Below are 25,072 nucleotides of genomic sequence, written 5' to 3' on the forward strand. Positions count from 1 at the left end.
TCACGACATCTGGACTATCACGCCCGCCGTGCGCTCAGGTCGACGCGAGCTCCTCGTGCGCCGCGCCCGGAGCGGGCACCCGCACCGGAGCGACGTCCGGGAACTCCTCGCCCAGCAGCAGCCGCCGTACGACCCGCTCGGCGGCGCGCCCGTCGTCGTACTCGCAGAACCGGGCCCGGAAGTCCGCCCGCAGCCGGGTGGAGTCCTCGTCCCGCCAGCTGCCGGAGGCCAGCAGCCAGGCCAGTTCGCGGTAGCTGCGCGCGACATGGCCGGGTGCCTCGGCGGTGATGTCGAAGTAGACGCCCCGGCTCGCCGTGTACGCGCTGAAGTCGTCGGCGTGCACGACGATCGGGCGGTCCAGGTTGGCGTAGTCGAACATCAGGGCCGAGTAGTCGGTGACCAGGACGTCCGAGGCGAGCATGACGTCCTCGACGTGCGGCTCGTCGGTCGCGTCGACGAGCACACCGCGCCGGTGCAGGTCCGACAGGCCCATCCCGCGCGCGTGCCCGGTCGCCAGGGACGGGTGCAGACGCACCACGAGGGTGTGGTTCTCGCCGAGGTCGGCGGCGAACCGGGCCAGGTCGATCCGGTCGACGTGCCCCCCACGGACGTACTCCCGCCGGGTCGGCGCGTACAGCACGACCGTGTGCCCGGCCGGGATGCCCAGCCGGGCACGGACCGCCGCACCCGTCTGCGGGCCGGCGCCGACCAGCACGTCGTTGCGCGGGCTGCCGGTCCGCGCCGACGCGAAGTGGCACGGGTACGCCCGCTCCCACACCAGCTCCGAGTGCCGGTTGGCGACCAGGCTGTGGTCCCAGCGGTCGGCGCGACGCAGCATCTGCGGCACGTCGACGCCGAACCGGGCCCCCGGCTTGGCCAGCAGATCGGCGGCCATGTACTTCAGCGGGGTGCCCTGATGGGTGTGGATGTGCACACTGCCCGGGCGTTTGACCAGGGTGCCCGGCCAGTTGACGTTGTTGACGAAGAAACCGGCCCGCGCGGTCACCCGGCGGTACTCGGGGGAGTCCAGGAGCACGTGCTCGACGCCCTCGGGAAGCCGCGCGGCCGTCTCCTCGTCGCGCACCACCCACACCCCGCGCAGCTGCGGCGCGATCTCCCGGGCCTTGCGGTAGACGGCCCCCGGATCGCCGAGCACGCCCCGGTGCGAGAACGCCGAGTACACGACGAGCCGCGGATCCGGCGCCCGCAGCGCCCGCATCCCGTCCTGCGCCCGCCGTGCGCGGTCCCCGGCCGCCCGGCGCACCAGGCCGGCCCGGCGGGCCGCCTCGTGGCCGACGCGGCCGGCCTGCCGCTTGAGCCGATAGGCCGCGTAACCGCCCTCCAGGACCCGCAGCTCGGCAGGGACGGGCTCCCCGTCGGGCCGGTGGGCGCGGAACATCGCGGCCGTGCGGCGGAAGAACTCGCCCTTGTCCGACGGCGGCAGCCGGTCCGGCTTGGCGAGGATGTCCAGGCAGTGCTCGCCCATCTTGCGGTGCAGATAGGGCGACCAGTCCGCCAGTTCGGGGCGGGAGCCGACGAAGGCGAAGACCCGCTCGTACTGGTCGTGGATGTCGAAGTGCTTGCGGCTGGTGGTGGACAGGATGTTGCCCTGGCGGCGCTGGCGGTAGTTCAGACAGATCCGGTCCAGCGTCGCGATCCGGTCCGCGCTGAGCATGACCGGGAACGTCCAGGGGGTGTCCTCGTAGTAGCCGGGCGGGAAGGCGAAGCCGTTCTTCTCGACGAAGTCCCGCCGGTACACCTTGTTCCACACGACCATCAGCAGGTCGAGGATCTCGGGGTGTGCGGCGGCGGTGAAGGTGTCGTCGCCGACCTCCGTGAGGATGTGCGCGAGGGCGTTGCGGCGGGTGCCGCCCCACCAGTACGTGCGCGCGTAGTCGAAGACCAGGACGTCCGGGTCGTCGGACTCGGCCAGCCGGTCGGCCATCGCGCGCAGGGCGCCCGGGGTGAGCGTGTCGTCGCTGTCGAGGAAGAACAGGTAGTCGCCGCCGGCGTGGGGCATCCCGGCGTTGCGGGCGCGGCCGAGGCCGACGTTCTCCGGCAGGTGCAGCACCCGGACCCGGTCGTCGCGGGCCGCGAACTCGTCGAGGATCGCGCCGCAGCCGTCGGGCGACCGGTCGTCGACGGCGATCACCTCGAAGTCCCGGTACGACTGATCCAGGAGCGAGTCGAGACACTCGCGCAGGAACCCCTGCACCTTGAAACAGGGGACGATGATGCTGAAGCGGGGCACTGCGGGGGTCAGCTCCTTACGAGGGTGGAGGCGGCGGGGGCCGGGACGCGCTCGGCGAGCGGCAGCACGGGCTCGATCGCCTCCGGGGGCTCGCCGAGCAGCACCCGGCGCACCACGCGCTCGGCGGCCCGGCCGTCGTCGAACTGGCAGAAACGGGCCCGGAAGGCGGCCCGCAGCTCCTCGGAGGCGGGGGAGGCGTAGGAGCCGTCGCGGAACACGCGCGCCAGTTCCTCCGGCGTCCGGGCCACCGGTCCCGGCGGCTGCGCCATCAGGTCGAAGTACACGCCCCGCGTCTCGGTGTAGACGTCCCAGTCGTCGGCGTACACGACGATCGGGCGGTCCAGGTTGGCGTAGTCGAACATGATCGACGAGTAGTCGGTGACCAGCGCGTCGGCGGCCAGGCAGACGTCCTCGGAGGAGCGGTGGCCGGTGACGTCGATGATCCGGCCGGTTCCCCGGGCGGGGCCCCGGTCGTAGAAGTAGTGGGCGCGCAGCAGGACGACGACGTCCTCGCCGGCCGCCTCGCAGAACGCCTCCAGGTCCAGGCCGGTCTCGAAGCCGGTCCGGTGGTCGCGGTGCGTGGGCGCGTACAGGACGGCGGTGCTGCCCTCCGGGACGCCCAGCTCGCGCCGGATCCGGGTGACGTCCTCGGCGGTCGCCGTGTAGAAGACGTCGTTGCGCGGATAGCCGTACTCGAGGTGCTCGTACCGGCCGGGGAAGGCCCGCTCCCACATCTGCGTGGAGTGGGTGTTGGAGGACAGGTTGTAGTCCCAGCGGTCCACGCGCCCGAGCAGCTTGGTGAAGGAGCCGGTCGCGGCCGCCACCACCGGGTACGTCGACTGGTCGACGCCCATCCTCTTCAGCGGCGTTCCGTGCTGCGTCTGCACATGCACACTGCCCTGCCGCTTGACCACGCCCTCCGCGAAGTTGGCGTTGTTGACGAGGTACTTGGCGCGGGCCAGGACCTGCCAGGAGCGGCGGCTGCCGATGACCGCGTGATCGACGCCCTTCGGCATCGCGTGTGCCTGGTCGGGCTCGACGAGGAACACCGAGCGGACGTGCGGGGCGAGTTCGGCGGCCTTGGCGTGGATCGCGGCCGGGTTGCAGGCGTATCCGCGGCCCCAGTAGGCGCAGTACACCGCGAGGTTCGGATCGATACGGCGGCGCAGCTGGCGCCGGTAGAACAGGCGCGTGCGCAGCCCCCGGGGGCGCGGGACGCGCTGGGCGGCGGCCGACGCCTTCCGGTTCGCGCCCCGCAGCGCACGGAACGCGGTGTACGCCCCCGCCGACAGGAGCCGGTGCTGCACCCCGAGACTCCCGCCCGGCCCGCGAAAACCCGCCGGCCGGTGCCGGCGGTACAGCTTGCCCGCACGGCGGAAGAAGGCCCGGCGACGACGGCCCGGCAGCCGCGCGGGGTGCGCGGCCGTCTTGAGGACGAGGCCGAAGAGCTGCTCGAACAGCGGGCCCGACCGGTCGGCGGACAGGCCGAGTTCGGCCGCCCCGGTCAGCACCAGTTCGGCCCGGTCCAGCAGTTCGGCGTGGTGCTCGCCCGGCAGGTTGAGCCGGCTGCCCTGCCGGCGCAGCAGATGCCGTACGACGACGGAGCGCAGGGCCGCGACCCGGCCGGCCCGCAGGGTGACCAGGCCGCCGAAGCCGACGTCGGTGAAGTGGCCGTCGGGGAAGGCCAGCCGGTGCTCGGTGAGGAAGGCGCGGCGGTAGGCGGCGCTCCAGGCGGGCAGCCGCACCCCGGTGACCTGGGGGGCCTCGGCCGGGGCGAAGGCACCCCTCGGGGTCTTCGCCAGCAGCGGGGCCGCCGGGTTGGTCGGCTCCCCCTCCCACCACGGCGTCCGCTCGTGCTCGAAGTACAGGACGTCCACGTCCCCGGTCGCGGTGAGGCGGGCGTCCAGGGCGGCCAGGGCGCCCGGGACGAGGGTGTCGTCGCCGTCGAGGAACAGCAGATACACGCCGTGCGCCGCCCGCATCCCGGTGTTGCGCGCCCCGGCCAGGCCCGCCGACGGCGGCGAGTGCACCGGCGTCACCCGCGAGTCCCGTTCCGCGTACCCGGCGGCGAGGGCGGCGGCCGGCGTGCCGGGCGCGTCGCACACCGGGATCAGCTCGAAGTCGCCGAAGGACTGGGCGAGGACGGAGTCCAGCGCCAGGGACAGCCGGCCGGCGACCCCGTGGGACGGGACGATGATGCTGAAGCGGGGCATACTGCTCTTTCTCCGTGGATCCGTGTCGCTTACAGCGGTGTTCAACGGTGGTCAGCGGCTGTCGGTGACGGGGAGCGCACCGGACGGCTGTGGCACCGCGCCCAGCGGGGGCTGCCCCGCGGGCGGCGCCGGCCGCCGCTCGGCGAGCGGCACCACCGCCGGTACGTCGGGCTCGCCCAGCACGACATGCCGTACGACCCGCTCGGCGGCGTGTCCGTCGTCGTACGGGCAGAACCGCTCGCGGAACGCGGCGCGCAGCTGGGCGGAGCGGGAGCCGCGCCAGTGGCCGGTGACGAAGATGTCGATCAGCTCGTCCTCGCTGCGGGCGATCGCGCCCGGCGGGAAGGCGCGCAGGTCGAAGTAGGTGCCGCGGGCCGCCCGGTACGCCGCCCAGTCGTCGTCGGGGACGTGGACGACGATCGGGCGGTCCAGGTTGGCGTAGTCGAACATGATCGACGAGTAGTCGGTGACCAGGACGTCCGAGGCCAGACAGAGGGACTCGACACCGGGATGGTCGCCGACGTCGATGACCCCGGGCGTCCGGCGCGTGAGGGCGGTGTCCTGCCAGTAGTGGGCGCGGGCCAGGATCACGAAGCGCGGCCCCAGCCGGCGCACGACGCGCTCCAGGTCCAGGGCCGCGCGCTGGGTGCGGCGGTAGTCGCGGTGGGTGGGGGCGTACAGGACCGCGACCGTGTCGCGGGGGATGCCCAGGGACTCGCGCAGCCGGGCCACGTCCGCCGAGGTCGCCCGCTGGAAGACGTCGTTGCGCGGATAGCCGTACTCGAGGGTCCGGTAGCTCCCGGGATAGACGCGCTCCCAGGTCAGGGTGGTGTGCCGGTTGGCGGACAGGAGGTAGTCCCACTTGTCGACGCCGCGCAGCAGCTCCTCGAAGTCCATGTCACGGGCGGCCGCCGGGTGCTCCAGGAGGTCGAGACCCATGTGCTTGAGGGGCGTGCCGTGCTGGGTCTGGACGAAGACCTGGCCGCGCCGCTTCACCAGCCGGCGGTCGAAGTTGACGTTGTTGACGAGGTACTTGGAGCGGGCCAGCGCCGTCCAGTAGGCGGCCGTGCCGGGGACGAGGTGCCGTGGGCCCGGCGGGACGGCCTGCCGGTGCTCGGGGCGGGCGATCCAGGCGGTGCGCACCTGCGGCGCGAACGTGCGGAACGCGGCCTCCAGCGCGCCCGGGTTGCAGCCGTGCCCGCGCCCCCAGTACGCCCCGAACACCGCGCGGTCGGCACGCAGCGGCAACCGCAGCTGGACGCGGTAGTGCGCCTGGAGCAGGGCCGCCCGCAGGGCCCGGGCCAGCTTCACACCGAGCTTCAGGGCGCGGCGGCGCAGTGTCATGCCCGCCTGGAGCGCCCGGTAGGTGCGGTGCAGGCCCAGGTGGACCAGCGCGTGGCGCAGCCGGGAACGCAGGGGGACCGTGCTGCCCGGGGTGCGGTGACGGCGGTAGTGGGCGCGGGCCCTGCGCAGGAACTCGGCGCGCGAGCCGCGCGGCAGCCGGTCCCGCCGGGTGAAGACCGTCGTGAAGTGGTCGACCATGCGGCGGAACAGCACCGGCCGCCACCGGGCGAGTTCGGGGCGCTCTTCGAGGAACGCGAAGACCCGGTCGTACTGCTCGAACACGTCGAAGTGCCGACGGCTCGTCGTGGACAGGATGTTGCCCTGCCGGCGCTGGCGGTAGTGCACACAGACCCGGTCGAGCGTCGCGATCGAGTCGGCCGCCATCAGCGCCGGGTACGTCCACGGGGTGTCCTCGTAGTAGCCCGGCGGGAACGTCAGGCCCACCCGCTGGACGAACTCCCGCCGGCACGCCTTGTTCCACGCCACCATCAGCACCCGGAACAGGCCCGGCCGGTCCTCCAGACGGAACGGCGCCGACCCCTGCTCGCTCAGCAGCGCCGCCCGCTGGTTGCGTTCCGCCCGGCCGTCCCAGTACGTGCGCGCGTAGTCGTAGACCAGGACGTCCGGCTCGCCCGTCTCCTTCAGACGCTCGGCGATCGCGCGCAGCGCGTGCGGGGTGAGCGTGTCGTCGGAGTCCAGGAACAGCAGGTAGTCTCCGCTCGCCACCCGCATCCCGGCGTTGCGGGCCCGGCCCAGACCCACGTTCTCCGGCAGGTGCACCGCCCGCACCCGCGGATCGAGGGCGGCGAACTCGTCGATGATCTCGCCGCAGGAGTCCGGCGAACGGTCGTCGACGGCGATCAGTTCGAGATCGGTCCACGACTGGGACAGCACCGATTCGAGGCACTCGTGCAGGTACGCCTGAACCTTGTACGCGGGGACGATGACACTGAACCTGGGCAAGGGACATCCATGGGTCGGCGCGGGCAGGGCCTTGCCCGGGAACGGCCAATGGAGTGATGAAGTTACGGTTCGTACGGCATTCGGGGGATTTCGGGTGAACGAAAGGGGGCGGGACCGTGACGTCCCACCCCCTCGGGTTCGTTGTTCCCCGGGCTATTTGACCGCGCCGGCCATCACACCGGACACGAACTGCCGCTGGAACGCGAAGAACACGGCCAGCGGGATCACCATCGAGATGAACGCGCCGGGCGCCAGCACGTCGATGTTGTTGCCGAACTGCCGCACCTGCGTCTGCAGGGCGACCGTGATCGGCTGGCTGTCGGCGTTGGTGAAGACCAGCGCCACCAGCATGTCGTTCCACACCCACAGGAACTGGAAGATGGCCAGGCTCGCGATCGCCGGACCGCCCAGTGGCATCACGACCCGGAAGAACAGCCGCAGTTCACCCGCCCCGTCCAGCCGGGCCGCCTCCAGCAGTTCGCGGGGGATCTCCGCGAAGAAGTTCCGCAGCAGGAACACCGCGAACGGCAGACCGAAGCCGACGTGGAACAGGATCACCCCGAACACCGAACCGAACAGGCCGATCCTGCCGAAGAGTTCGGCGATCGGGATCAGCGCCACCTGCACGGGCACCACCAACAGCCCCACGACCGCCAGGAACCACCAGTCGCGGCCCGGGAACTCCATCCACGCGAAGGCGTATCCGGCGAGCGAGCCGACGGCGACGACCAGGACCGTCGCCGGGACGGTGATCAGCACCGTGTTGACGAGCGAGTCGGTGATGTCGCCGTTCTCCAGGAGCTTCTGGTAGCTGTCGAAGGTGAGTTGGGAAGGCTGGGAGAACACCTTCCACCAGCCGCTCGCGCTCATGTCCTCCGGGGAGCGGAGCGAGGAGATGAGCAGGCCGATGGTCGGCACCAGCCAGAACAGACCCACGACCATGAGGAACGCGCGGACCAGACCGCTGTTGAGCTTCTCGATCAGCCACCTGCCCGCCGTCGTCATCGCCGCACCTCCCGCCGCAGCCGCCGTACGTTGAACCACATCACCGGGATCACCAGCAGCAGCAGGAACACCGCGATCGCGCTCGCGACACCCGGCTGGTCCTCGGAGAAGCCCTTGCGGTACAGCTCCAGCGCCAGCACGTTCGCGTCGTCCTGCGAGGAGCCCGGCGCGATGATGAACACCAGGTCGAACACCTTCAGCACATTGATCATCAGGGTGACCGTGACGACCGCGAGGACCGGTGCGAGGAGCGGGACGGTGACCCTGCGGAACACCTGCCACTCGTTGGCGCCGTCGACGCGGGCGGCCTCGAGGAGCTCACGGGGGACACCCGCCAGTCCGGCCGCGATCAGCACCATCGCGAAACCCGCCCACATCCAGATGTACGAGCCGATGATCGCCGGGGTGACCAGGGACGGGCCCAGCCAGTCCAGGCCGTTGTACGGCTCCTTGAAGTTGCTCGCGGGCAGCCGCAGTTGGGCTCCGTCCGCCGTGTCCGGCAGCGTGAAGGTGCCGTCGTCGGCGGCCTTCGTCGAGGCGACCACCTTGCCGTCCTTGACCGCCTCGATCTTCATCCCGGCATAGCCCAGCTCGGAGGGGTCCGGGGCGCCGAGGGTGCCGACGCCCTTGCCGCGGGTGAAGTCCTGCCAGGTGACGCCGGTGATCTTCCCGAGTTCGGGCAGGGGCTTCACGGCCCTCTTGGCGTCGTCGGGCAGCTGGTCGGGGGCGACGCCCACCAGGGGAAGCGCCACCATGTCACCCATGCGCACGGGCGCCTTGGTGACGTAACCGCCGCCCTGCGCCACGAGCGGCGACTCCCGGCCCGGGTGGGCCTTCGGGAACGCGGACGCCTGCGCGAACGTGTCGTGCACGCCCACCCACACCGCGTTCGCCACGCCCTTGTCCGGGTCCTGGTCGTAGACCAGCCGGAAGATGATGCCGGCGGCGAGCATCGAGATCGCCATCGGCATGAAGACGACCAGCTTGAACGCCGTACCCCAGCGCACCCGCTCGGTCAGCACCGCGAAGATCAGACCGAGCGCGGTCGCGACCGTCGGCGCGAACACCACCCAGATCACGTTGTTCTTCAGGGCCGCGCGGATGCCGTCGTCCGTGAAGAGGGCCTTGTAGTTGTCGACGCCGGCGAAACCGTCGCCGGACTGGTCGTAGAAACTGCGCACGACCGAGTACCCGATCGGGTAGACCACGAGCGCGCCGAGCAGCAGCAGGGCGGGCAGCAGGAACAGCGCCGCCACGGTCCTGCGGGTGCCGGTCACGCTCTTGCGCGGGCGCGGAGGGGCGAGGGCTACCGGAGCCCCCGCCGTTGCCGACTTCATCGCCGGGTCAGTTCCCGTACGCCGCCGCCGCGTCCGACTCCAGCTTCTTCTGGATGCCGGCCACGTCCGACGGGTTCTTCAGGAAGTCCTGCAGGTCCTTCCACTCGCCCTTGCCGGGCGTACCGCCGAAGGCCTGCGGGGCCTGGTCGGACATGTCGAAGCGGAAGTCGTCGCCGGACGCGATCAGCGCCTCGGCGATCCTGCGCTGCACGTCGTTCGGATACGAGGAGATGTCCACGTTCTTGTTCGGCGAGAGGTAGCCGCCGAGCTTCGCCTGGATGGTCGCCGCGTCCGGCGAGGCGAGGAAGGTCGCCAGCGCCTGCGCGCCCTTGGAGTCCTTCAGGATCACCGCCGCGTCACCACCGGAGACCACCGGAGCGGTGCCGCCGGCCGACGGGAACGGGAACACCTTGGCCTGCGTGCCCACCTTCGCCTTGGTGTCGGCGATGTTGACCTGCACGAAGTCGCCCTCGTAGACCATGGCCGCCTTCGGCTGGTCGCCGCCGGTGAAGGTCTGGGTCACCGAGGCCGGGAACTCCGTCTGGAGCGCGCCGCTCGCGCCGCCCGCGATCCAGTCCTGCTTGCCCCAGATCTGGGCGAGGGTGGTCAGGGCCTGCGTCACGGAGGGATCCGTCCACTTGATCTCGTGCTGGGCGAGCTGGTCGTACTTCTGAGGGCCCGCCTGGGAGAGGTAGACGTTCTCGAACCAGTCGGTGAGGGTCCAGCCGTCGGCGCCGCCGATCGAGAACGGCGTGACACCGGAGTCGTACACCGTCTGAGCGGTGGTCAGCAGGTCCTTCCACGTCTTGGGTTCGCTCGCGCCCGCGTTCTCGAAGACCGTGGCGTTGTACCAGATCAGCGACTTGTTGGCGGCCTTGTAGTAGACGCCGTACTGCTTGCCGTCCACCTTCCCGATGTCCTGCCAGCCCTGCGAGTAGTTCTTGGCGAGCTCCGCCTGGGCCTCGGCGCCCAGCGGCTTGGCCCAGCCCTTGTCGACGGCCTGTTTGATGGCGCCGGGCTGCGGCAGCATCGCCACGTCCGGCGGTGAGCCGCCCGCGATCTTCGACCCGAGGAAGTTGATGATCGGGTCCTGTGCGGGCACGAAGGTGATCTTCGCGCCGGTGCGGTCCTCGAACTCGGCGAGGACCTTCTTGAAGTTCGCCTGCTCGGTGCCGGTCCAGACGGCCGCGACCTCCAGGGTCGTGCCGTCGAGTTTGGGGAGGGTGAGGGTGCTGCCGGAGTCCTCGGTGCCGGTGCCGCTCCCGTTTCCGCTGCTCTTGTCGTCGTCGCCGCCGCACGCGGTGAGCGAGAGCGCGAGCGCTCCCGCCAGCAGCGTGGCGGCCGCCTTCACGGTCCTGCGTGTCCGGATGGTGCTGCTCGTCCTGCGCATCACTGCCCCGTTCTTCGTTCCTCATCGAACGTTCGAGCGCTGTCCCGTGGCCTCTGGTCTACGCCGGGTGCCAGGGGTCGGCAAGAGCGCCTGCGCTGTCAACCGAGCTATCGATACCGCGTCGTGACTGCAGGGTGCACGCTTCTTCGTGCGGGCGTGGCGCCGGAGGCTGCCGCCCCCGGACCCCCGCTGTCGGCCCTGAACGGGCCTCGTCCTCAAACGCCGGACGGGCTGAGCTGCCGCGAGGCTCGTTCCAGGGCGCTGGCCAAAAGGGCCAGGTCCGTCGGGCCGTTGCCCAGTTCGCGGACCGGCCTGCGGGTGGGCGGGTCGCCCATGCGCTGCCATTCCAGCGGGACCACCGTGGGGCGCAGGGTGGCCGTGCGGGGGATGCGGCCCGTGACACGGCCGCCCTGGAAGGGGGTGAGGCGGCCGTCCGCGCCCTTGAGACGGCCCCGGCCGGGGGCCGGTTCGTCGGCGCCCGAACCCGGGGCGTCGAGACTGATCCGAACGGTGGAACGGCGGGCCGGTTCCGACTCCGCCGCACGGCCGTCCGGACCCGTGGCCGCCACCAGGTGCACACCCAGCCGCTCGCCCTCCCGGGCCACCGCCTCCAGCGCGCGCATGACGGACCCGGCGGCGGGCCGGCCCGGAGAGCCGAGGGCGGGGGAGACGAGGGCGTCGAGGTCGTCGACGACCACCACGAGACGGGGCAGCGGCGCCGGCGGCTCGGCCTCCCGGCGGGCGGCGGCCGAGGGCCGCAGCCGGAGGGTGGAGCTGGGCGGGGCGTCGAGGTCGGCGGCGCCGGCCCCCGCGGGCGGCGGGGTCTTCGGGGTCCGCTGCGCGACGATACGGCCGGAGACCGCGCGGTGCGTGTGCCACTCGGCGAAGTCGGACCGACCGACCAACTCGGCCCGCCGCTTCAGCTCGGCGCTCAGGGACTGGGCGAACTCCCGCATGCGGACCGGGTCGTTGGCCGTCAGATGACCGGTGACATGCGGGAGGTCCGTACACACGCGCAGACCGTCGCCGGGGCCGCCGGTGCCCTTGCCGACGGTGTCGCGGCCGTCCAGCAGCAGCACGCTCAGCCGGTCCGGCCGCTCGGCGGCGGCCAGCGAGGCGACGACCGCCCGCAGCAGCTCCGTACGACCGCTGCCGGTCGGCCCCTCGATGAGCAGATGGGGGCCCTCGGCGGAGAGGTCCACGGAGACCGGCCCGCGCGGACCGGCGCCCAGGACGGCCCAGGCCCGGCCGCCGAGCGCCTCGGGGTCGTCGGCCGCGTCCGCCCAGCGGGCCATCAGGGAGGCCGGCGTGGCACGGGCGAGACCCAGCTCGTCGAGGAGACGGGCCGACGGGGGCAGCGGCGCCGACACCCGCGGGTGCCGCTCACCGCCGCCGTCGGGGCGCAGCGGCGCCAGGGCGCGCGCGAAGCGCTCGGCCCAGGCGAGGGAGACCGCGTCCACCGCGGCGAGCGTGCCCGGGCCCACCGGGCCGGACCTGCCGTCGCCCTCCGGCGCGACCCGGAACAGCCGCAGCGCCGTCGCCACGTCCCCGCTGAGCAGCGCGACCGCCCCACACGCACGGAACGCGGGCGCCGCCGCGCAGGCCGCCTCGTACGTCTGAGTCACCGGCGCGGCCGGGGACGCGGCGGGCGTCTCGGCCAGACACAGCACATGGATGCCGGCCCGCGGTCCCGCCACCGCCAGCCGGGTGACCGCTTCCCGCAGGTCGGCGCCGCCCGGGTCGCCGTCCACGACGACCACCGTGCAGGGGCCGGGGAAGCCGTCACCGTCGTCGGCGCGGGCCCAGGACGGGCGGTGGGCCGTGCGGGGCGCCGGGGCGCCGGCCGCCGGGTGGTCCTCCAGGCGCCGCAGCAGCTCGTCGGTGCGGGCCGCGGCCTGGTCGTGGTCGTAGGCGAGGAGGAGACGGCAGTCCTGCCCGTGGCCCGGACGCAGATGGGGCAGCCAGCCGAGCCAGGACCACTCGGCGGTGCGCTCCTGCTCGCCGCGCGCGCGGTCCGTGCTGATCAGGACGATCTCCAGGGCGTCCGGCGAGTGCAGCGCGGCGAGCTGGGCCAGCACCGCGCGGGCCAGCCCCGACAGGCGCGGGCGCGGCCCGGCCAGGCCCAGCGCCCCCGCCTCGCGCAGGCCGGCGGTCACCGGTACGGCGGGCAGCAGGCCGGAGCCGTCGGGGGCCGCCCGGTCCGCGGTGCCGAGCCGGACCGTGAGCGCCTCCGGGTGACCCGGGCCGCGCTCCCACAGCCGGGGGCCCGGGGCCAGGGCCGTCAGCAGCAGCGCCGCGGGGTCCGGCCAGGTCTCCGGGGCGGGCGCGGGCAGGGCAGAGGGCTCCGTCTTCGCTCCGGGCGCGTGGTCGTGGACGTCCGACCCGTCCTCGGCGCCGCCGCGCCCGCCGGCCAGCCGTCGCGCCCAGGCGGACAGGCCGCCGCGTTTGCGCACGCCGGGCGGGATGTCGGTGCCGCGCAGGGGGGTGCCTTTGCGGCGGGAGGAGGCGGGGGACGCGGGAGAAGCGCCGTCGGGGTCGGCGGGGGAGGAGCCGTGAGGGCCCTGCGGGTGGTGCGGGGTCCGGGGGTGCTGTGCGGGGCCGGAGCCGGGCCGGGCGGCGGGCGCGGTGCGCGGGCCCCGGACGCCGTCGTGGGGCTCGCCGCCGTCCGGCTCGTCGGTGTACGTCGGCCCGAAGGGGCCCACGCCGGTGCGGCCCGCGTGGGTGTCGTCGGGGGAGCGGGTGCCCGGGGCGGGTGCGCCGCCGGAGGGGAACGGGGACGGAGCGGTGCGGTGGTCCGCGGGACGCGCCTCGCCGGTACCCCGGTGGTTCTCGATGTGCGGTGCGGCGGCCTGGCCGGGGACCAGGGGGGTCTCGCCGGGGGTGGGGGTGCGCTCGGACCGGACGGCCGGGGAACCGCTCCAGTCGGCCGTGCCGTAGGTGTGGCCGGTCGGGCCGTGGGGCTGCGCGGGGTCGCCGGGGTCGCTCCCCGCGCGGGCGGTGGTCGCGCTCGGGTCGGCGGGGTGGCGTCCGGTGCGCGGGTCGGCCGCCCCGGCCGACCCGGCGGCTCGGGCGCCGGGCACGCGTGCGTGAGCCGCTCCGTCGGCACCGGCGCCCCGGCCGCCGCTCGTCTCGCGCGCGGGGGTGGAGCCCGGCGTGCCCGCTCCGTCGGGGGAGGCGTCCAGGCCGGTGCCGGGCACGCGCGCGGGGGCGGAGCCGTGCGTCCCGCTCCGGCCGGCGGCCGTGCCCGGCCCGTCACCCGTCCCACGGGGGTGGGCCGGCCCCGCCGCGCCCGTCTCGCGTCCGTCGGCCGAACCGGCCGTACCCGCCGTGCGCACGGGGCCGCGCGTCTGCCCTGCGCCCGGGTGGCCCGGTCCTCGCGTCTCCGAAGGGGCCGCGCACTCCGTCGTCGTGTCGCCGCACGGCACCCGCACGTGTCCCTCGCCGTCCGGGGTGGTCGCCACGCGGGCGCCCGGGCCGCCGGGGGGAGCGAGCCGCAGGGCCGACTCGCCGATCCGCAGCAGCGCGCCGGGGGCGAGGCGCAGGGGGCGGGTCTGGACGCGGGTGCCGTCCAGCGTGGTGCCGTTGGTGGAGCCGAGGTCGGTGACCGTGGCGCGGCCGTCGGGGGAGAGCGTCACCGCGCAGTGCAGACGGGAGACGTCCGGGTCGTCGAGCGGGACGTCGGCCTCGGCGGAGCGGCCGACGCGGACCTGACCGCCGTGCAGCAGATGCACCCCGCCCGCGTCCGGACCCGCGACCACGTGCAGCCGGGCCGGGGCGTCGTCGACCTCGGGATGCGGCTCGGGGTCGTCCGGGGCGCCCACGGACAGCACGGCGCCGTCGATCAGCGGGGGCTCGCCGAGGGTGCAGCGCTGGGTGTCGAGCCGCTCCGCGCCCGCGTACAGGACGACGGACGCGCCGCCCGCGCTCTCGCCGGAGACCGCCGCGGCCAGGGCGGACGCCACCGCGGCCAGGGCCGTGCCGGCCGGCGCCGTGACCAGGACGTCGCAGCTCGGGGCGCGCCCGCGTGCGTCGGCATGCGGGCCCAGCGGGTCTACGACGGTCAGCCGGATCTGCATCGCCGTCAGCGGTCCCTTCTGCGCGGGCGCGGACTTCCCCCCACCCCACACGAGCACATCGGCCAGTACTGCAGGCATCCTCGCACCTGTCACTGACAATCCGCCCACCGCCGGAGGGCAAGTGATCTTGATTGGTCGGCTCTGCCCGCAAAAGTGCCTGACCATGGCATCGCCCGCGATCATCCGGCGATCAGTTGAGATCGGTCACGCCCGGCTCCGGCAACCGGCGGCCCGGGGCGCGCGTCTTCCCTTCGAACGGGCAGGGGAGAGGGCGCGTAACCGTACGTAAGGCCCAAAGGAAGAGGACAGCCCAGTCCGGGGACCACGGCACTACAGTGGGTCGGAACATCGGGCAGACCGAACAAGCAAGCAGGCAAGCAAGCAGCAGGGAGCGCGTGACGTGCGGCCAGTCGGCAGCAAGTACCTGCTCGAGGAGCCGCTCGGACGCGGCGCCACGGGCACCGTCTGGCGAGCCCGCCAGCGCGAGACAGCGGGCGCCGAGGCGGCCGTGCCCGGCCAGCCCGGGGAGACCGTCGCGATCAAGGTCCTCAAGGAGGAGCTCGCGAGCGATCCCGACGTCGTGATGCGGTTCCTGCGCGAGCGGTCCGTGCTGCTGCGCCTGACCCACCCGAACATCGTCCGGGTCCGCGACCTGGTCGTCGAGGGCGATCTGCTGGCGCTCGTCATGGACCTCGTCGACGGCCCCGACCTGCACCGCTACCTGCGCGAGAACGGGCCGCTGACGCCCGTCGCCGCCGCGCTGCTCACCGCCCAGGTCGCCGACGCGCTCGCCGCGAGCCACGCCGACGGCGTCGTGCACCGCGACCTGAAGCCGGCCAACGTCCTGTTGAGGCAGGACGGCGGCCAGATGCACCCGATGCTCACCGACTTCGGCATCGCCCGACTGGCCGACTCCCCGGGCCTGACCCGGACCAGCGAGTTCGTCGGCACGCCCGCGTACGTGGCGCCGGAGTCCGCCGAGGGCCGCCCGCAGACCTCCGCCGTCGACATCTACGGCGCCGGCATCCTGCTGTACGAGCTGGTCACCGGCCGTCCGCCGTTCTCCGGCGGCTCCGCCCTCGAAGTGCTCCACCAGCACCTCAGCGCCGAGCCGCGCCGCCCCTCCACCGTCCCCGACCCGCTGTGGACGGTCATCGAGCGCTGCCTGAGCAAGAGCCCCGAGCGCCGCCCCAGCGCCGAGAACCTCGCGCGCGGGCTGCGGATCGTCGCCGAGGGCATCGGCGTGCACGCCAACTCGATGCAGATCGCCGCCGCCGAGGGCGTCGCCCATCTGCTCGCACCGGACCCGGCGCCCGCACAGGTGCCGGGCGCCGGAGCGGGTGCCGGGGCAGGGGCGCCCGCGGGGGCGTACGACCCGAACGCCGCGACCAGCGTGCTGCCGCACACCGGCGTGCCCGGAGGGCCTCCGGGCGCCGCCGACCCGACCGCCGTGCTGCCGCACGCGGGTGGTCCGGCGGGGGCGGCCGATCCGACCGCCGTGCTGCCGCCGGTGCCGCCGCACCAGCCGGGCGGGCAGGGCGGGCCCGGGCAGCAGCCCGAGCAGCCGCATCCCTGGCAGACCCAGCTGCGCGCGGCCCGCGACCGCAACGAGCAGACGCAGGTCCAGCAGTATCTCGACCCCGGCGAGGACCCGCTGCGCCGCCGCCCCCAGCGGCAGGTCGCCCGCCCGCAGCAGCAGCCGCAGCAGCCGCCGCAGCGCCCGCAGCAGCGGCCCCAGCAGGCCGGGTACGGCTATCAGCAGCAGCCCCAGCAGCAGTACGCGCCGCAGCAGCAACAGCAGCCGCAGCGGTACGCCCCGCCTCCGCAGCAGCAGCCCCAGCCCCAGCGGCAGCCGCAGCGGCCCGCGCCCGAGCCGCGGCAGCCCCGTGAGCCGAGGCAGCGCGGCGCCAACCCGATGAAGATCCCCGGGCTCGGCTGCCTGAAGGGCTGCCTGTTCACGATCGTCATCTTCTTCGTGGCCGGGTGGCTCATCTGGGAGTTCAGCCCGCTCCAGGGGTGGATCGGCACGGGGCGGAGCTGGTGGGGCGAACTCAGTCACTGGTTCGACCAGTTCACCAACTGGGTCGGCGAGCTGGGTTCGAGCGCGGACCAGGGCGGTCCGGGCAAGCCCTGACCGCGAGTCTGTGGACTTGTCGACATCTGGCGGGTGATTTCCGTCTCCGCGGTGAAGGTTGGCTCTTGGGACGCGTAGTTTTATCGGCAACACGCGTCGGTAGGAGCAGTCTTGGCACGGAAGATCGGCAGCCGGTACACCGCCCACCAGATCCTGGGACGGGGCAGCGCCGGCACGGTGTGGCTGGGCGAGGGACCGGACGGACCCGTCGCCATCAAGCTGCTGCGTGAGGACCTCGCCTCCGACGAGGAGCTCGTGGGCCGCTTCGTGCAGGAGCGCACCGCCCTGCTCGGGCTCGAACACCCGAACGTGGTCTCCGTACGGGACCTGGTGGTCGACGGCAACGACCTGGCGCTGGTCATGGACCTGGTCCGGGGCACGGACCTGCGCACCCGGCTCGACCGGGACCGGCGGCTCGCGCCCGAGGCCGCGGTGGCCATCGTCGCCGATGTCGCGGAGGGGCTGGCCGCGGCGCACGCGGCCGGGGTCGTCCACCGGGACGTCAAGCCGGAGAACGTGCTGCTGGACATGCAGGGGCCGCTCGGGCCCGGCGGCTCGCACCGCGCGCTGCTGACGGACTTCGGGGTCGCGAAGCTGATCGATACCCCCAAGCGGACCCGCGCCACGAAGATCATCGGTACGCCGGACTATCTCGCCCCGGAGATCGTGGAGGGGCTGCCGCCGCGGGCCTCCGTGGACATCTACGCGCTGGCGACCGTGCTGTACGAGCTGCTGGCCGGGTTCACGCCGTTCGGCGGCGGACATCCGGGCGCGGTGCTGCGCCGCCACGTGACCGAGACCGTCGCGCCGCTCCCCGGCATCCCGGACGAGCTGTGGCAGCTGATCGTGCAGTGCCTGGCGAAGGGGCCGGCGTCGCGGCTGCGGGCGTCCGAGCTGGCGGCGCGGCTGCGGGAGCAGCTGCCGACGCTGGCGGGGATGCCTCCGCTGGACGTGGACGAGCCGGACGTGGAGCCGGTGGAGGACGGCGGCGCGGAGGCCGCGGAGGCGGGACCGGCGGGGGTGCCCGCCGCGCCCTCCGGAGGGCGGGTACGGCGGGGCTCGGTGCCGCTGGTCCCCGGGGCGAAGCCGGACTCCAACCGGGACACCCACACCTCGATGCGCGTGCCGGCGCCGGACGAGCTGGCGGGCGGGGCGCACGGGACGGCGCGGGTGCCGCGGGCCGCGGGGGCGCCCCGGCCGGGGTCCGCGCGCAACCGGGCGGCCACGCGGCGCCGGCGGATCACACTGGGCGCGGCGGCGGCGGTGCTGGTCGCGGCGGCGGGGGTCGGGACGTGGGCGGCGACCTCGGGGGACGACGCGGGGGCTTCGCCGCGGGAGACGGGGTCCTCGGCGCCTGCTACTCCGTGAGGCACCGGGGCCGACTCCGGGGGCTGCCGCCCCCTGACCCCCGCTTCGGCCCTGAACGGGCCTCGTCCTCAAGCTCCCCCGGAGGGGGCACCCCCAGACCGGCTGAGAGACGCCGGCCGGTGGTCGACGGTGAACGTGGGGCGGGCCCGGATGGCCGGTCCGTTACGCTGGAGGGCGTGGCAGTCGTCGATGTATCCGAAGAGCTCAAGTCCCTCTCCTCGACCATGGAGTCGATCGAGGCCGTTCTGGACCTCGACAAGCTGAGGGCAGACATCGCCGTGCTCGAGGAGCAGGCGGCCGCGCCGTCCCTGTGGGACAACCCGGACGAGGCGCAGAAGATCACCAGCAAGCTGTCCCACCTCCAGGCCGAGGTCAGGAAGGCCGACGCGCTGCGCGGCCGGATCGACGACCTCGCGGTGCTGTTCGAGATGGCCGAGGAGGAGGACGACCCGGACACCCGCGCCGAGGCCGAGTCCGAGCTCGCCGCCGTCCGGAAGGCGCTGGACGAGATGGAGGTGCGGACGCTTCTCAGCGGGGAGTACGACTCCCGGGAAGCGCTCGTGAACATCCGCGCCGAGGCCGGTGGCGTCGACGCCGCCGACTTCGCCGAGAAGCTCCAGCGGATGTACCTGCGGTGGGCCGAGCAGAAGGGCTACAAGACCGAGATCTACGAGACGTCGTACGCGGAGGAGGCGGGCATCAAGTCCACCACCTTCGCGGTGCAGGTGCCGTACGCGTACGGCACGCTCTCCGTCGAGCAGGGCACGCACCGCCTCGTGCGGATCTCGCCCTTCGACAACCAGGGGCGCCGCCAGACCTCCTTCGCGGGCGTCGAGGTCCTTCCCGTGGTCGAGCAGACCGACCACATCGAGATCGACGAGTCCGAGCTGCGGGTGGACGTGTACCGGTCGTCCGGCCCCGGCGGTCAGGGCGTGAACACGACCGACTCCGCGGTGCGGCTCACCCACCTCCCCACCGGCATCGTCGTCTCCTGCCAGAACGAGCGGTCGCAGATCCAGAACAAGGCCACGGCCATGAACGTTCTGCAGGCGAAGCTCCTCGAGCGGCGCCGGCAGGAGGAGCAGGCCAAGATGGACGCCCTCAAGGGCGACGGCGGCAACTCCTGGGGCAACCAGATGCGGTCCTACGTCCTGCACCCGTACCAGATGGTCAAGGACCTCCGTACGGAGTTCGAGGTCGGCAACCCCGAGGCAGTGTTCAACGGTGAGCTCGACGGATTCCTGGAAGCCGGAATTCGCTGGCGCAAGCAGCAAGAGAAGTAGGTTTGTCGACAAGGCAACCGCCCCTGAATCAGGGGCGGTTGCCTTTTACATCACATTCACAGCTCGAACATCCCCCAAAGACACCCGACTTGGACATTGCGTACGCAACGGCCTTGACGCTGCTTTGAAAAATCGGGAGGGTGCAGTGTGGCATGCGTATCTCCGGGGCGCATGTGAACCGGGGGGCTTTCGGCTACATCTCAGCCACCCCCGTTGATCACCGCCCCGAGCGCGGCCTATCGACGATCAGCTACTGGGGGTAGCAACCATATGACCAAGAAGACGCGGATCCGGGTCGCGCGCATCGCCGCCGGCGCCGTGATCGCCGCGGGCGCCTCGCTGACGGTCGCCGGCGTCGCCTCGGCCGACGAGGGTGGCCTGAGCGGACTTGTCTCCACCGTCGCCGGTGACGGCGACCCGTGCGACATCGGCACCGGCCCTGACTGCCCCGACCCGGGCGGCAGCAGCGAGGGTTCGTCGAGCGAAGGCTCGTCCAGCGAGGGTTCGTCGAGCGAAGGCTCTTCGAGCGAGGGTTCGTCCAGCGAGGGTTCGTCCAGCGAGGGTTCGTCGAGCGAAGGCTCTTCGAGCGAGGGTTCGTCGAGCGAGGGCTCGTCCAGCCAGGGCTCGTCGAGCGAGGGTTCGTCGAGCGAAGGCTCTTCGAGCGAGGGTTCGTCCAGCGAGGGCTCGGTGTCCATCGGCGGTTCCGTGTCCATCGGTGGCTCGGACTCCACCGGCGGCGACTCCAGCACCGGCGGCTCCAGCAGCAGCGGTGGTTCCTCCTCGACCGGTGGCTCCAGCAGCACCGGTGGTTCGAGCAGCACCGGTGGCGACGACTCCACCGGCGGCAGCTCCACCTCGGGCGGCTCCAGCAGCACCGGTGGTTCCACCAGTGGTGGCACCGACACCGACGGCACCTCCACCCAGGAGGAGGGCAGCTCCGCGCTGACCGACACCTCGGACTCCTCCGACGCGGCCGCCCAGGGCGGTGGCAAGGAGCTCGCCGAGACGGGTGCCGGCGAGACCACGTTCCTCATCCTCGGCGCCGCCACGATGATCGCCGGTGGTGTCGCCTTCCGCGTGCTGCCGCGTCTCGTCGGGGGCCGCGGCGGGGCCGCTGCCTGACGGTAGCCACTCCTGTGCGGGACGTCACCTGACGTGAACGCGAAAGGGCCCGGAGCTCATCGGCTCCGGGCCCCTTCGGTGTCGTACGCCTGGAGGGAGGCCTGTCGGCTACGCGGTCTGGTGGGCCAGCAGCGCCACCGCCGCCACCAGGACCGCCAGCAGCGCGATCAGCGCCATGGGGTTCAGCCCCGCGAAGAAGTTCTCCTGCTGCAGCCGCTCGCGGTTCGCACGGCACACGGGGCACCGGCCCTCGCTCACGGGCGCGGCGCAGTTAGCGCACACCAGCCGGTCGTACGTCATGCGCTCGCCCTCCTTGCACCGGTTCCACGTACACAACGCCCACGGGAACGAGAACGTTCCCCCTCCACTCTGCCAGGTTCCTCGGGAGGCCGCGCGGCCCGTCCGAAGAGGAGGGCGCGCAAACTCCCGTACAAAGTCCCGTACAAAAACGCACAAGCCTCCCGCAACCGCTCCCGGTGCCTGCGCTCGCGCACCCGGTTCGCGTATGGTCACGCTCATCTACCCCCGGCGACCCGTGGTGCACCCGTGATCCGATTCGACAACGTCTCCAAGGTCTACCCCAAGCAGACCCACCCCGCACTCAGGGATGTCTCCCTAGAGGTGGAGAAGGGCGAGTTCGTCTTCCTCGTGGGGTCCTCCGGCTCCGGCAAGTCCACCTTCCTACGGCTGATCCTCCGCGAGGAGCGCTGCAGCCACGGTCAGGTGCACGTCCTGGGCAAGGACCTCGCGCGCCTCTCCAACTGGAAGGTGCCGCAGATGCGCCGCCAGCTGGGGACCGTCTTCCAGGACTTCCGGCTGCTCCCGAACAAGACGGTGGCGGAGAACGTCGCCTTCGCGCAGGAGGTCATCGGGAAGTCGAAGGGCGAGATCCGCAAGTCCGTGCCGCAGGTGCTCGACCTCGTCGGGCTCGGCGGCAAGGAGGACCGCAGGCCGGGTGAGCTGTCCGGTGGTGAGCAGCAGCGCGTGGCCATCGCGCGCGCCTTCGTCAACCGGCCCAAGCTGCTGATCGCCGACGAGCCCACGGGCAACCTCGACCCGCAGACCTCCGTCGGCATCATGAAGCTGCTCGACCGGATCAACCGCACCGGCACGACCGTCGTGATGGCCACGCACGACCAGAACATCGTGGACCAGATGCGCAAGCGCGTCATCGAGCTGGAGAAGGGCCGCCTCGTCCGCGACCAGGCGCGCGGCGTCTACGGCTACCAGCACTGACCGCCCCCGCAGACGTTCACGGAAAGGCCCCAAGAACACGCCATGCGTGCCCAGTTCGTACTCTCCGAGATCGGTGTCGGTCTCCGCCGCAATCTGACGATGACCTTCGCCGTCATCGTCTCCGTCGCCCTGTCGCTGGCGCTCTTCGGCGGGTCGCTCCTGATGAGCGACCAGGTCAGCACCATGAAGGGCTACTGGTACGACAAGGTCAACGTCTCGGTCTTCCTCTGCAACAAGAGCGACGCCGAGTCCGACCCCAACTGCGCCAAGGGCGCGGTCACCGACGACCAGAAGAAGCAGATCAAGTCCGACCTCGACAAGATGTCGGTGGTCCAGACGGTGACGTACGAGTCGCAGGACGAGGCGTACAAGCACTACAAGGAGCAGTTCGGCGACTCGCCGCTGGCCGCCTCGCTCACGCCGGACCAGATGCAGGAGTCGTACCGGATCAAGCTGAAGGACCCGGAGAAGTACCAGGTCATCGCGACCGCCTTCGACGGGCGCGACGGCGTGCAGTCGGTGCAGGACCAGAAGGGCATCCTGGACAACCTCTTCGGGCTGCTCAACGGCATGAACTGGGCGGCGCGGGCGGTGATGGCGCTGATGCTCGTCGTCGCCCTGATGCTGATCGTCAACACCGTGCGCGTCTCGGCCTTCAGCCGCAGGCGTGAGACCGGGATCATGCGGCTGGTCGGCGCCTCGGGCTTCTACATCCAGGCGCCGTTCATCGCGGAGGCCGCCGTCGCCGGGCTGATCGGCGGCACGGTCGCCTGCGGATTCCTGGTGCTCGCCCGGTACTTCATCATCGATCACGGCCTGGCCCTCTCCGAGAAGCTCAACCTGATCAACTTCATCGGCTGGGAAGCCGTCCTGACGAAGCTTCCGCTGATCCTCGCCACCAGCCTCCTGATGCCGGCACTGGCGGCGTTCTTCGCGCTGCGCAAGTACCTCAAGGTGTGACGCACGCCCCCCGGGCCGTACGGTCAAGCGACCGTGCGGCCCTTCGTCGTTCGCCTAGACTCACCGCCATGTCAGGCCGTGACCTGTTCTGTCAGCCCCGCCGTTTCGGCCGCGGGGCCGCCCTGACATTGGTGTTCGCGAGTGTGCTCGTGGCCGGTGCGGCGACCGGATCGCTGCCGGGGGACGGCCGCCGGAGCGCGCCCGGTGCGACGCGTGAGGCCTCCACCGGGCGTTCCACGCAGGTGACGCGGGCGGCCGAGGAGGCCGCCGCGGTCGGCAAGTCGCCGATGGAGGCGGCGGAGCGCGCGGTGAGCCGCAGCGGGGACCGCTGGGCGGCCGTCTACTCCGCGGGCGAGTACGAGGAGTTCGAGGAGTCCCTCGACGGCCGCTACACCGGTGTGGGCCTGTGGGCGCGGCGCGAGCGGGACGGGCGGATCGAGGTGACCAAGGTGCGGTCCGGTTCGCCCGCGGCGAGCGCCGGGATCCGCGTCGGCGACCGGCTGCGCGGCGTCGACGGGCACGAGGTCGACGGCCGTCCGGTCACCGAGGTCGTCTCCTTACTGCGCGGTGACGCCACGGACGCCGCCGCCGGTACGACCGTCACGCTCGACCTGCAGCGCGGCACACGCGTGTGGACCCGGACCCTGCGCCGGGCCCTGCTGTCCACGGACTCCGTCACCGTCCGCAGACTCTCCGACGGCGCGACCGTCATCAGGATCTCCGCCTTCACCAGGGGCGTCGGTGACGCCGTCCGCGCCGCCGTACGGCAGGCCCCCGCCGACGGCGGGATCGTCCTGGACCTGCGCGGCAACTCCGGCGGTCTGGTCGCCGAGGCCACCGACACCGCCTCCGCCTTCCTCGACGGCGGCCTGGTCGCCACGTACGACGTGGACGGCGAGCAGCACGCCCTGCACGCCGAGCCCGGCGGTGACACCGACCGCCCCCTCGTCGCGCTCGTCGACGGCGGCACCATGAGCGCGGCCGAGCTGCTCACGGGCGCCCTCCAGGACCGGGGCCGCGCGGTCGTCGTAGGCTCACGCACCTTCGGCAAGGGCTCGGTGCAGATGCCGAGCACGCTGCCCGACGGCTCCGTCGCCGAGCTCACCGTCGGCCACTACCGCACCCCTTCCGGCCGTTCCGTCGACGGCACGGGCATCACCCCCGACCTGGACGTCACCGACGGGGCGCTGGAGCGGGCCGAGACCGTCCTCAGCGGCCTCGGCGACCCGTCCTGAGTCCTCCCGGCACCTCCGGGACACCTCGTAATCCCTCGTAATCGGCTTTCCCTCCGACCCCCTCCAGGTGCGAAAATGGCCGCACTATGAGCAAGGGAATGTACGTACCGAAGGAGTCCCAGCCCAAGCAGGGCGGGGCGGCCGGCAAGGTCAAGGACGGCGAGAAGGGCGGCAAGCGCAAGATCGTCGCCCAGAACAAGAAGGCCCGGCACGACTACGCGATCATCGACACCTACGAGGCCGGGCTCGTGCTCACCGGCACCGAGGTGAAGTCGCTGCGTCAGGGCCGGACCTCGCTGACCGACGGCTTCGTCCAGATCGACGGGGGCGAGGCGTGGCTGTACAACGCCCACATCCCCGAGTACAGCCAGGGCAGCTGGACCAACCACTCCGCGCGCCGCAAGCGCAAGCTGCTGCTGCACCGCGAGGAGATCGACAAGCTGGCGGCCAAGTCGGAGGAGACGGGTCACACCATCGTCCCCCTCGCCCTCTACTTCAAGGACGGCCGCGCGAAGGCCGAGATCGCGCTGGCGCGAGGCAAGAAGGAGTACGACAAGCGGCAGACGCTGCGGGAGCAGCAGGACCGCCGGGAGACGGACCGGGCGATCGCGGCGGCGAAGCGGCGGCAGCGGGCGGTGTAGTCCGCGGGCCGCCCGGAATACGGTGGCATCCGTGCGCGTTGGTCACGTACGATGGCATCGCACCCCAACAGAGGGTGCACGCTTTGAAAACACAACATGGGGATGATCGGTTTCGACAGCGGCTGTCGAAGCAGGGGAAGCGTGTCGAGAAAGCGGCAATGATCTCGTAAACCATATGTCGCAAAAAATAATCGCCAATTCCAAGAGCGATTCTCCCGAGCTCTACGCTCTCGCTGCCTGATCAGGTAGTGATCGTTTAGCTCCTTCATGGGAGTGTCAGCCCGGGCTCGTTCCCGACCCGGATCCTGGCATCAGCTAGGGGACTAAACCTTGATCCCGGTCACGGGGTGAAGAGGGAAACCTAACAGTGACTGGGCCCGTCGGCGACTTGTTCGCGTGATCGCCGGGGCCGAGAAAATCACAGCGAACTGCACACGGAGAAGCCCTGATTCCGCACCGTTGGACGCGGGTTCGATTCCCGCCATCTCCACTCATCCCATGTGGGCGAAGGCCC

The 25,072-nt window shown here is 72.3% G+C and carries 16 protein-coding genes and 1 other RNA gene; 9 read left to right on the forward strand and 8 right to left on the reverse strand.

What is annotated here, in order from left to right:
* Positions 1–34: 34 nt before the first annotated feature.
* The 7 genes from ACIRF9_RS00165 to ACIRF9_RS00195 all read right to left on the reverse strand — a co-directional run bounded on the left by ACIRF9_RS00165 (position 35) and on the right by ACIRF9_RS00195 (position 14,579).
* Positions 35–2,251, reverse strand: coding sequence for a CDP-glycerol glycerophosphotransferase family protein (locus ACIRF9_RS00165; RefSeq protein WP_403813953.1), 2,217 nt, complete (start codon positions 2,249–2,251; stop codon positions 35–37).
* An 8-nt stretch (positions 2,252–2,259) separates the two neighbouring features.
* On the reverse strand, positions 2,260–4,464 hold the full coding sequence (locus ACIRF9_RS00170; RefSeq protein ID WP_403813956.1) for a CDP-glycerol glycerophosphotransferase family protein: 2,205 nt from the start codon (positions 4,462–4,464) through the stop codon (positions 2,260–2,262).
* Between the two features lie 51 nt (positions 4,465–4,515).
* Positions 4,516–6,771 carry a CDP-glycerol glycerophosphotransferase family protein gene (locus ACIRF9_RS00175; RefSeq protein ID WP_403813959.1) on the reverse strand — a complete coding sequence of 752 codons (2,256 nt, stop codon included), beginning with the start codon at positions 6,769–6,771 and terminating at the stop codon, positions 4,516–4,518.
* 153 nt (positions 6,772–6,924) lie between these two features.
* Positions 6,925–7,776 (reverse strand): carbohydrate ABC transporter permease, encoded by an 852-nt coding sequence (locus ACIRF9_RS00180; RefSeq protein ID WP_403813962.1) that lies wholly within the window; start codon positions 7,774–7,776, stop codon positions 6,925–6,927.
* Positions 7,773–9,113 carry a carbohydrate ABC transporter permease gene (locus tag ACIRF9_RS00185; protein WP_403813965.1) on the reverse strand — a complete coding sequence of 447 codons (1,341 nt, stop codon included), beginning with the start codon at positions 9,111–9,113 and terminating at the stop codon, positions 7,773–7,775. Before ACIRF9_RS00185 ends, ACIRF9_RS00180 begins: the two co-directional genes overlap by 4 nt.
* Positions 9,114–9,120: 7 nt before the next feature.
* Entirely contained in the window at positions 9,121–10,503 is a 1,383-nt protein-coding gene (locus tag ACIRF9_RS00190; RefSeq protein WP_403813968.1) for an ABC transporter substrate-binding protein, read from the reverse strand.
* 215 nt (positions 10,504–10,718) lie between these two features.
* The gene (locus tag ACIRF9_RS00195) at positions 10,719–14,579 is read right to left on the reverse strand and encodes an FHA domain-containing protein (RefSeq protein WP_403816029.1); all 3,861 of its coding nucleotides are present in this window, start codon (positions 14,577–14,579) and stop codon (positions 10,719–10,721) included.
* Between the two features lie 400 nt (positions 14,580–14,979).
* On the opposite strand from ACIRF9_RS00195, the gene ACIRF9_RS00200 reads away from it, so the two are divergent.
* The 4 genes from ACIRF9_RS00200 (at position 14,980) to ACIRF9_RS00215 (ending at position 20,486) form a co-directional block, all read left to right on the forward strand.
* Positions 14,980–16,713: a serine/threonine-protein kinase gene (locus ACIRF9_RS00200; RefSeq protein WP_403813969.1), complete on the forward strand. Its 1,734-nt coding sequence runs from the start codon at positions 14,980–14,982 to the stop codon at positions 16,711–16,713.
* Between the two features lie 111 nt (positions 16,714–16,824).
* The gene (locus tag ACIRF9_RS00205; RefSeq protein ID WP_403813972.1) at positions 16,825–18,081 is read left to right on the forward strand and encodes a serine/threonine-protein kinase; all 1,257 of its coding nucleotides are present in this window, start codon (positions 16,825–16,827) and stop codon (positions 18,079–18,081) included.
* 176 nt (positions 18,082–18,257) lie between these two features.
* Positions 18,258–19,364 carry a peptide chain release factor 2 gene (prfB, locus tag ACIRF9_RS00210; protein ID WP_403813975.1) on the forward strand — a complete coding sequence of 369 codons (1,107 nt, stop codon included), beginning with the start codon at positions 18,258–18,260 and terminating at the stop codon, positions 19,362–19,364.
* Between the two features lie 270 nt (positions 19,365–19,634).
* On the forward strand, positions 19,635–20,486 hold the full coding sequence (locus ACIRF9_RS00215; protein WP_403813978.1) for a hypothetical protein: 852 nt from the start codon (positions 19,635–19,637) through the stop codon (positions 20,484–20,486).
* A 108-nt stretch (positions 20,487–20,594) separates the two neighbouring features.
* Here the strand turns inward: ACIRF9_RS00215 and ACIRF9_RS00220 are convergent, their stop codons facing one another.
* The gene (locus ACIRF9_RS00220) at positions 20,595–20,786 is read right to left on the reverse strand and encodes a hypothetical protein (protein WP_055639109.1); all 192 of its coding nucleotides are present in this window, start codon (positions 20,784–20,786) and stop codon (positions 20,595–20,597) included.
* 246 nt (positions 20,787–21,032) lie between these two features.
* Here ACIRF9_RS00220 and ftsE point away from each other — a divergent pair, with 246 nt between their 5' ends.
* The 5 genes from ftsE (at position 21,033) to ssrA (ending at position 25,051) form a co-directional block, all read left to right on the forward strand.
* On the forward strand, positions 21,033–21,722 hold the full coding sequence (gene ftsE / locus ACIRF9_RS00225) for a cell division ATP-binding protein FtsE (RefSeq protein WP_059203505.1): 690 nt from the start codon (positions 21,033–21,035) through the stop codon (positions 21,720–21,722).
* A 42-nt stretch (positions 21,723–21,764) separates the two neighbouring features.
* On the forward strand, positions 21,765–22,682 hold the full coding sequence (gene ftsX, locus ACIRF9_RS00230; protein ID WP_403813983.1) for a permease-like cell division protein FtsX: 918 nt from the start codon (positions 21,765–21,767) through the stop codon (positions 22,680–22,682).
* Positions 22,683–22,750: 68 nt separating this feature from the next.
* Positions 22,751–23,917, forward strand: a complete 1,167-nt coding sequence (locus ACIRF9_RS00235; protein ID WP_403813986.1) for a S41 family peptidase — start codon at positions 22,751–22,753, stop codon at positions 23,915–23,917.
* Positions 23,918–24,015: 98 nt separating this feature from the next.
* Positions 24,016–24,558, forward strand: a complete 543-nt coding sequence (smpB, locus tag ACIRF9_RS00240; RefSeq protein ID WP_403816031.1) for an SsrA-binding protein SmpB — start codon at positions 24,016–24,018, stop codon at positions 24,556–24,558.
* Positions 24,559–24,656: 98 nt separating this feature from the next.
* Positions 24,657–25,051, forward strand: a transfer-messenger RNA (tmRNA) gene (gene ssrA / locus ACIRF9_RS00245).
* Positions 25,052–25,072: the final 21 nt, after the last annotated feature.

Origin of the sequence: Streptomyces sp. NPDC096132 (assembly GCF_044763345.1) — a bacterium.
Lineage (GTDB): Bacteria > Actinomycetota > Actinomycetes > Streptomycetales > Streptomycetaceae > Streptomyces.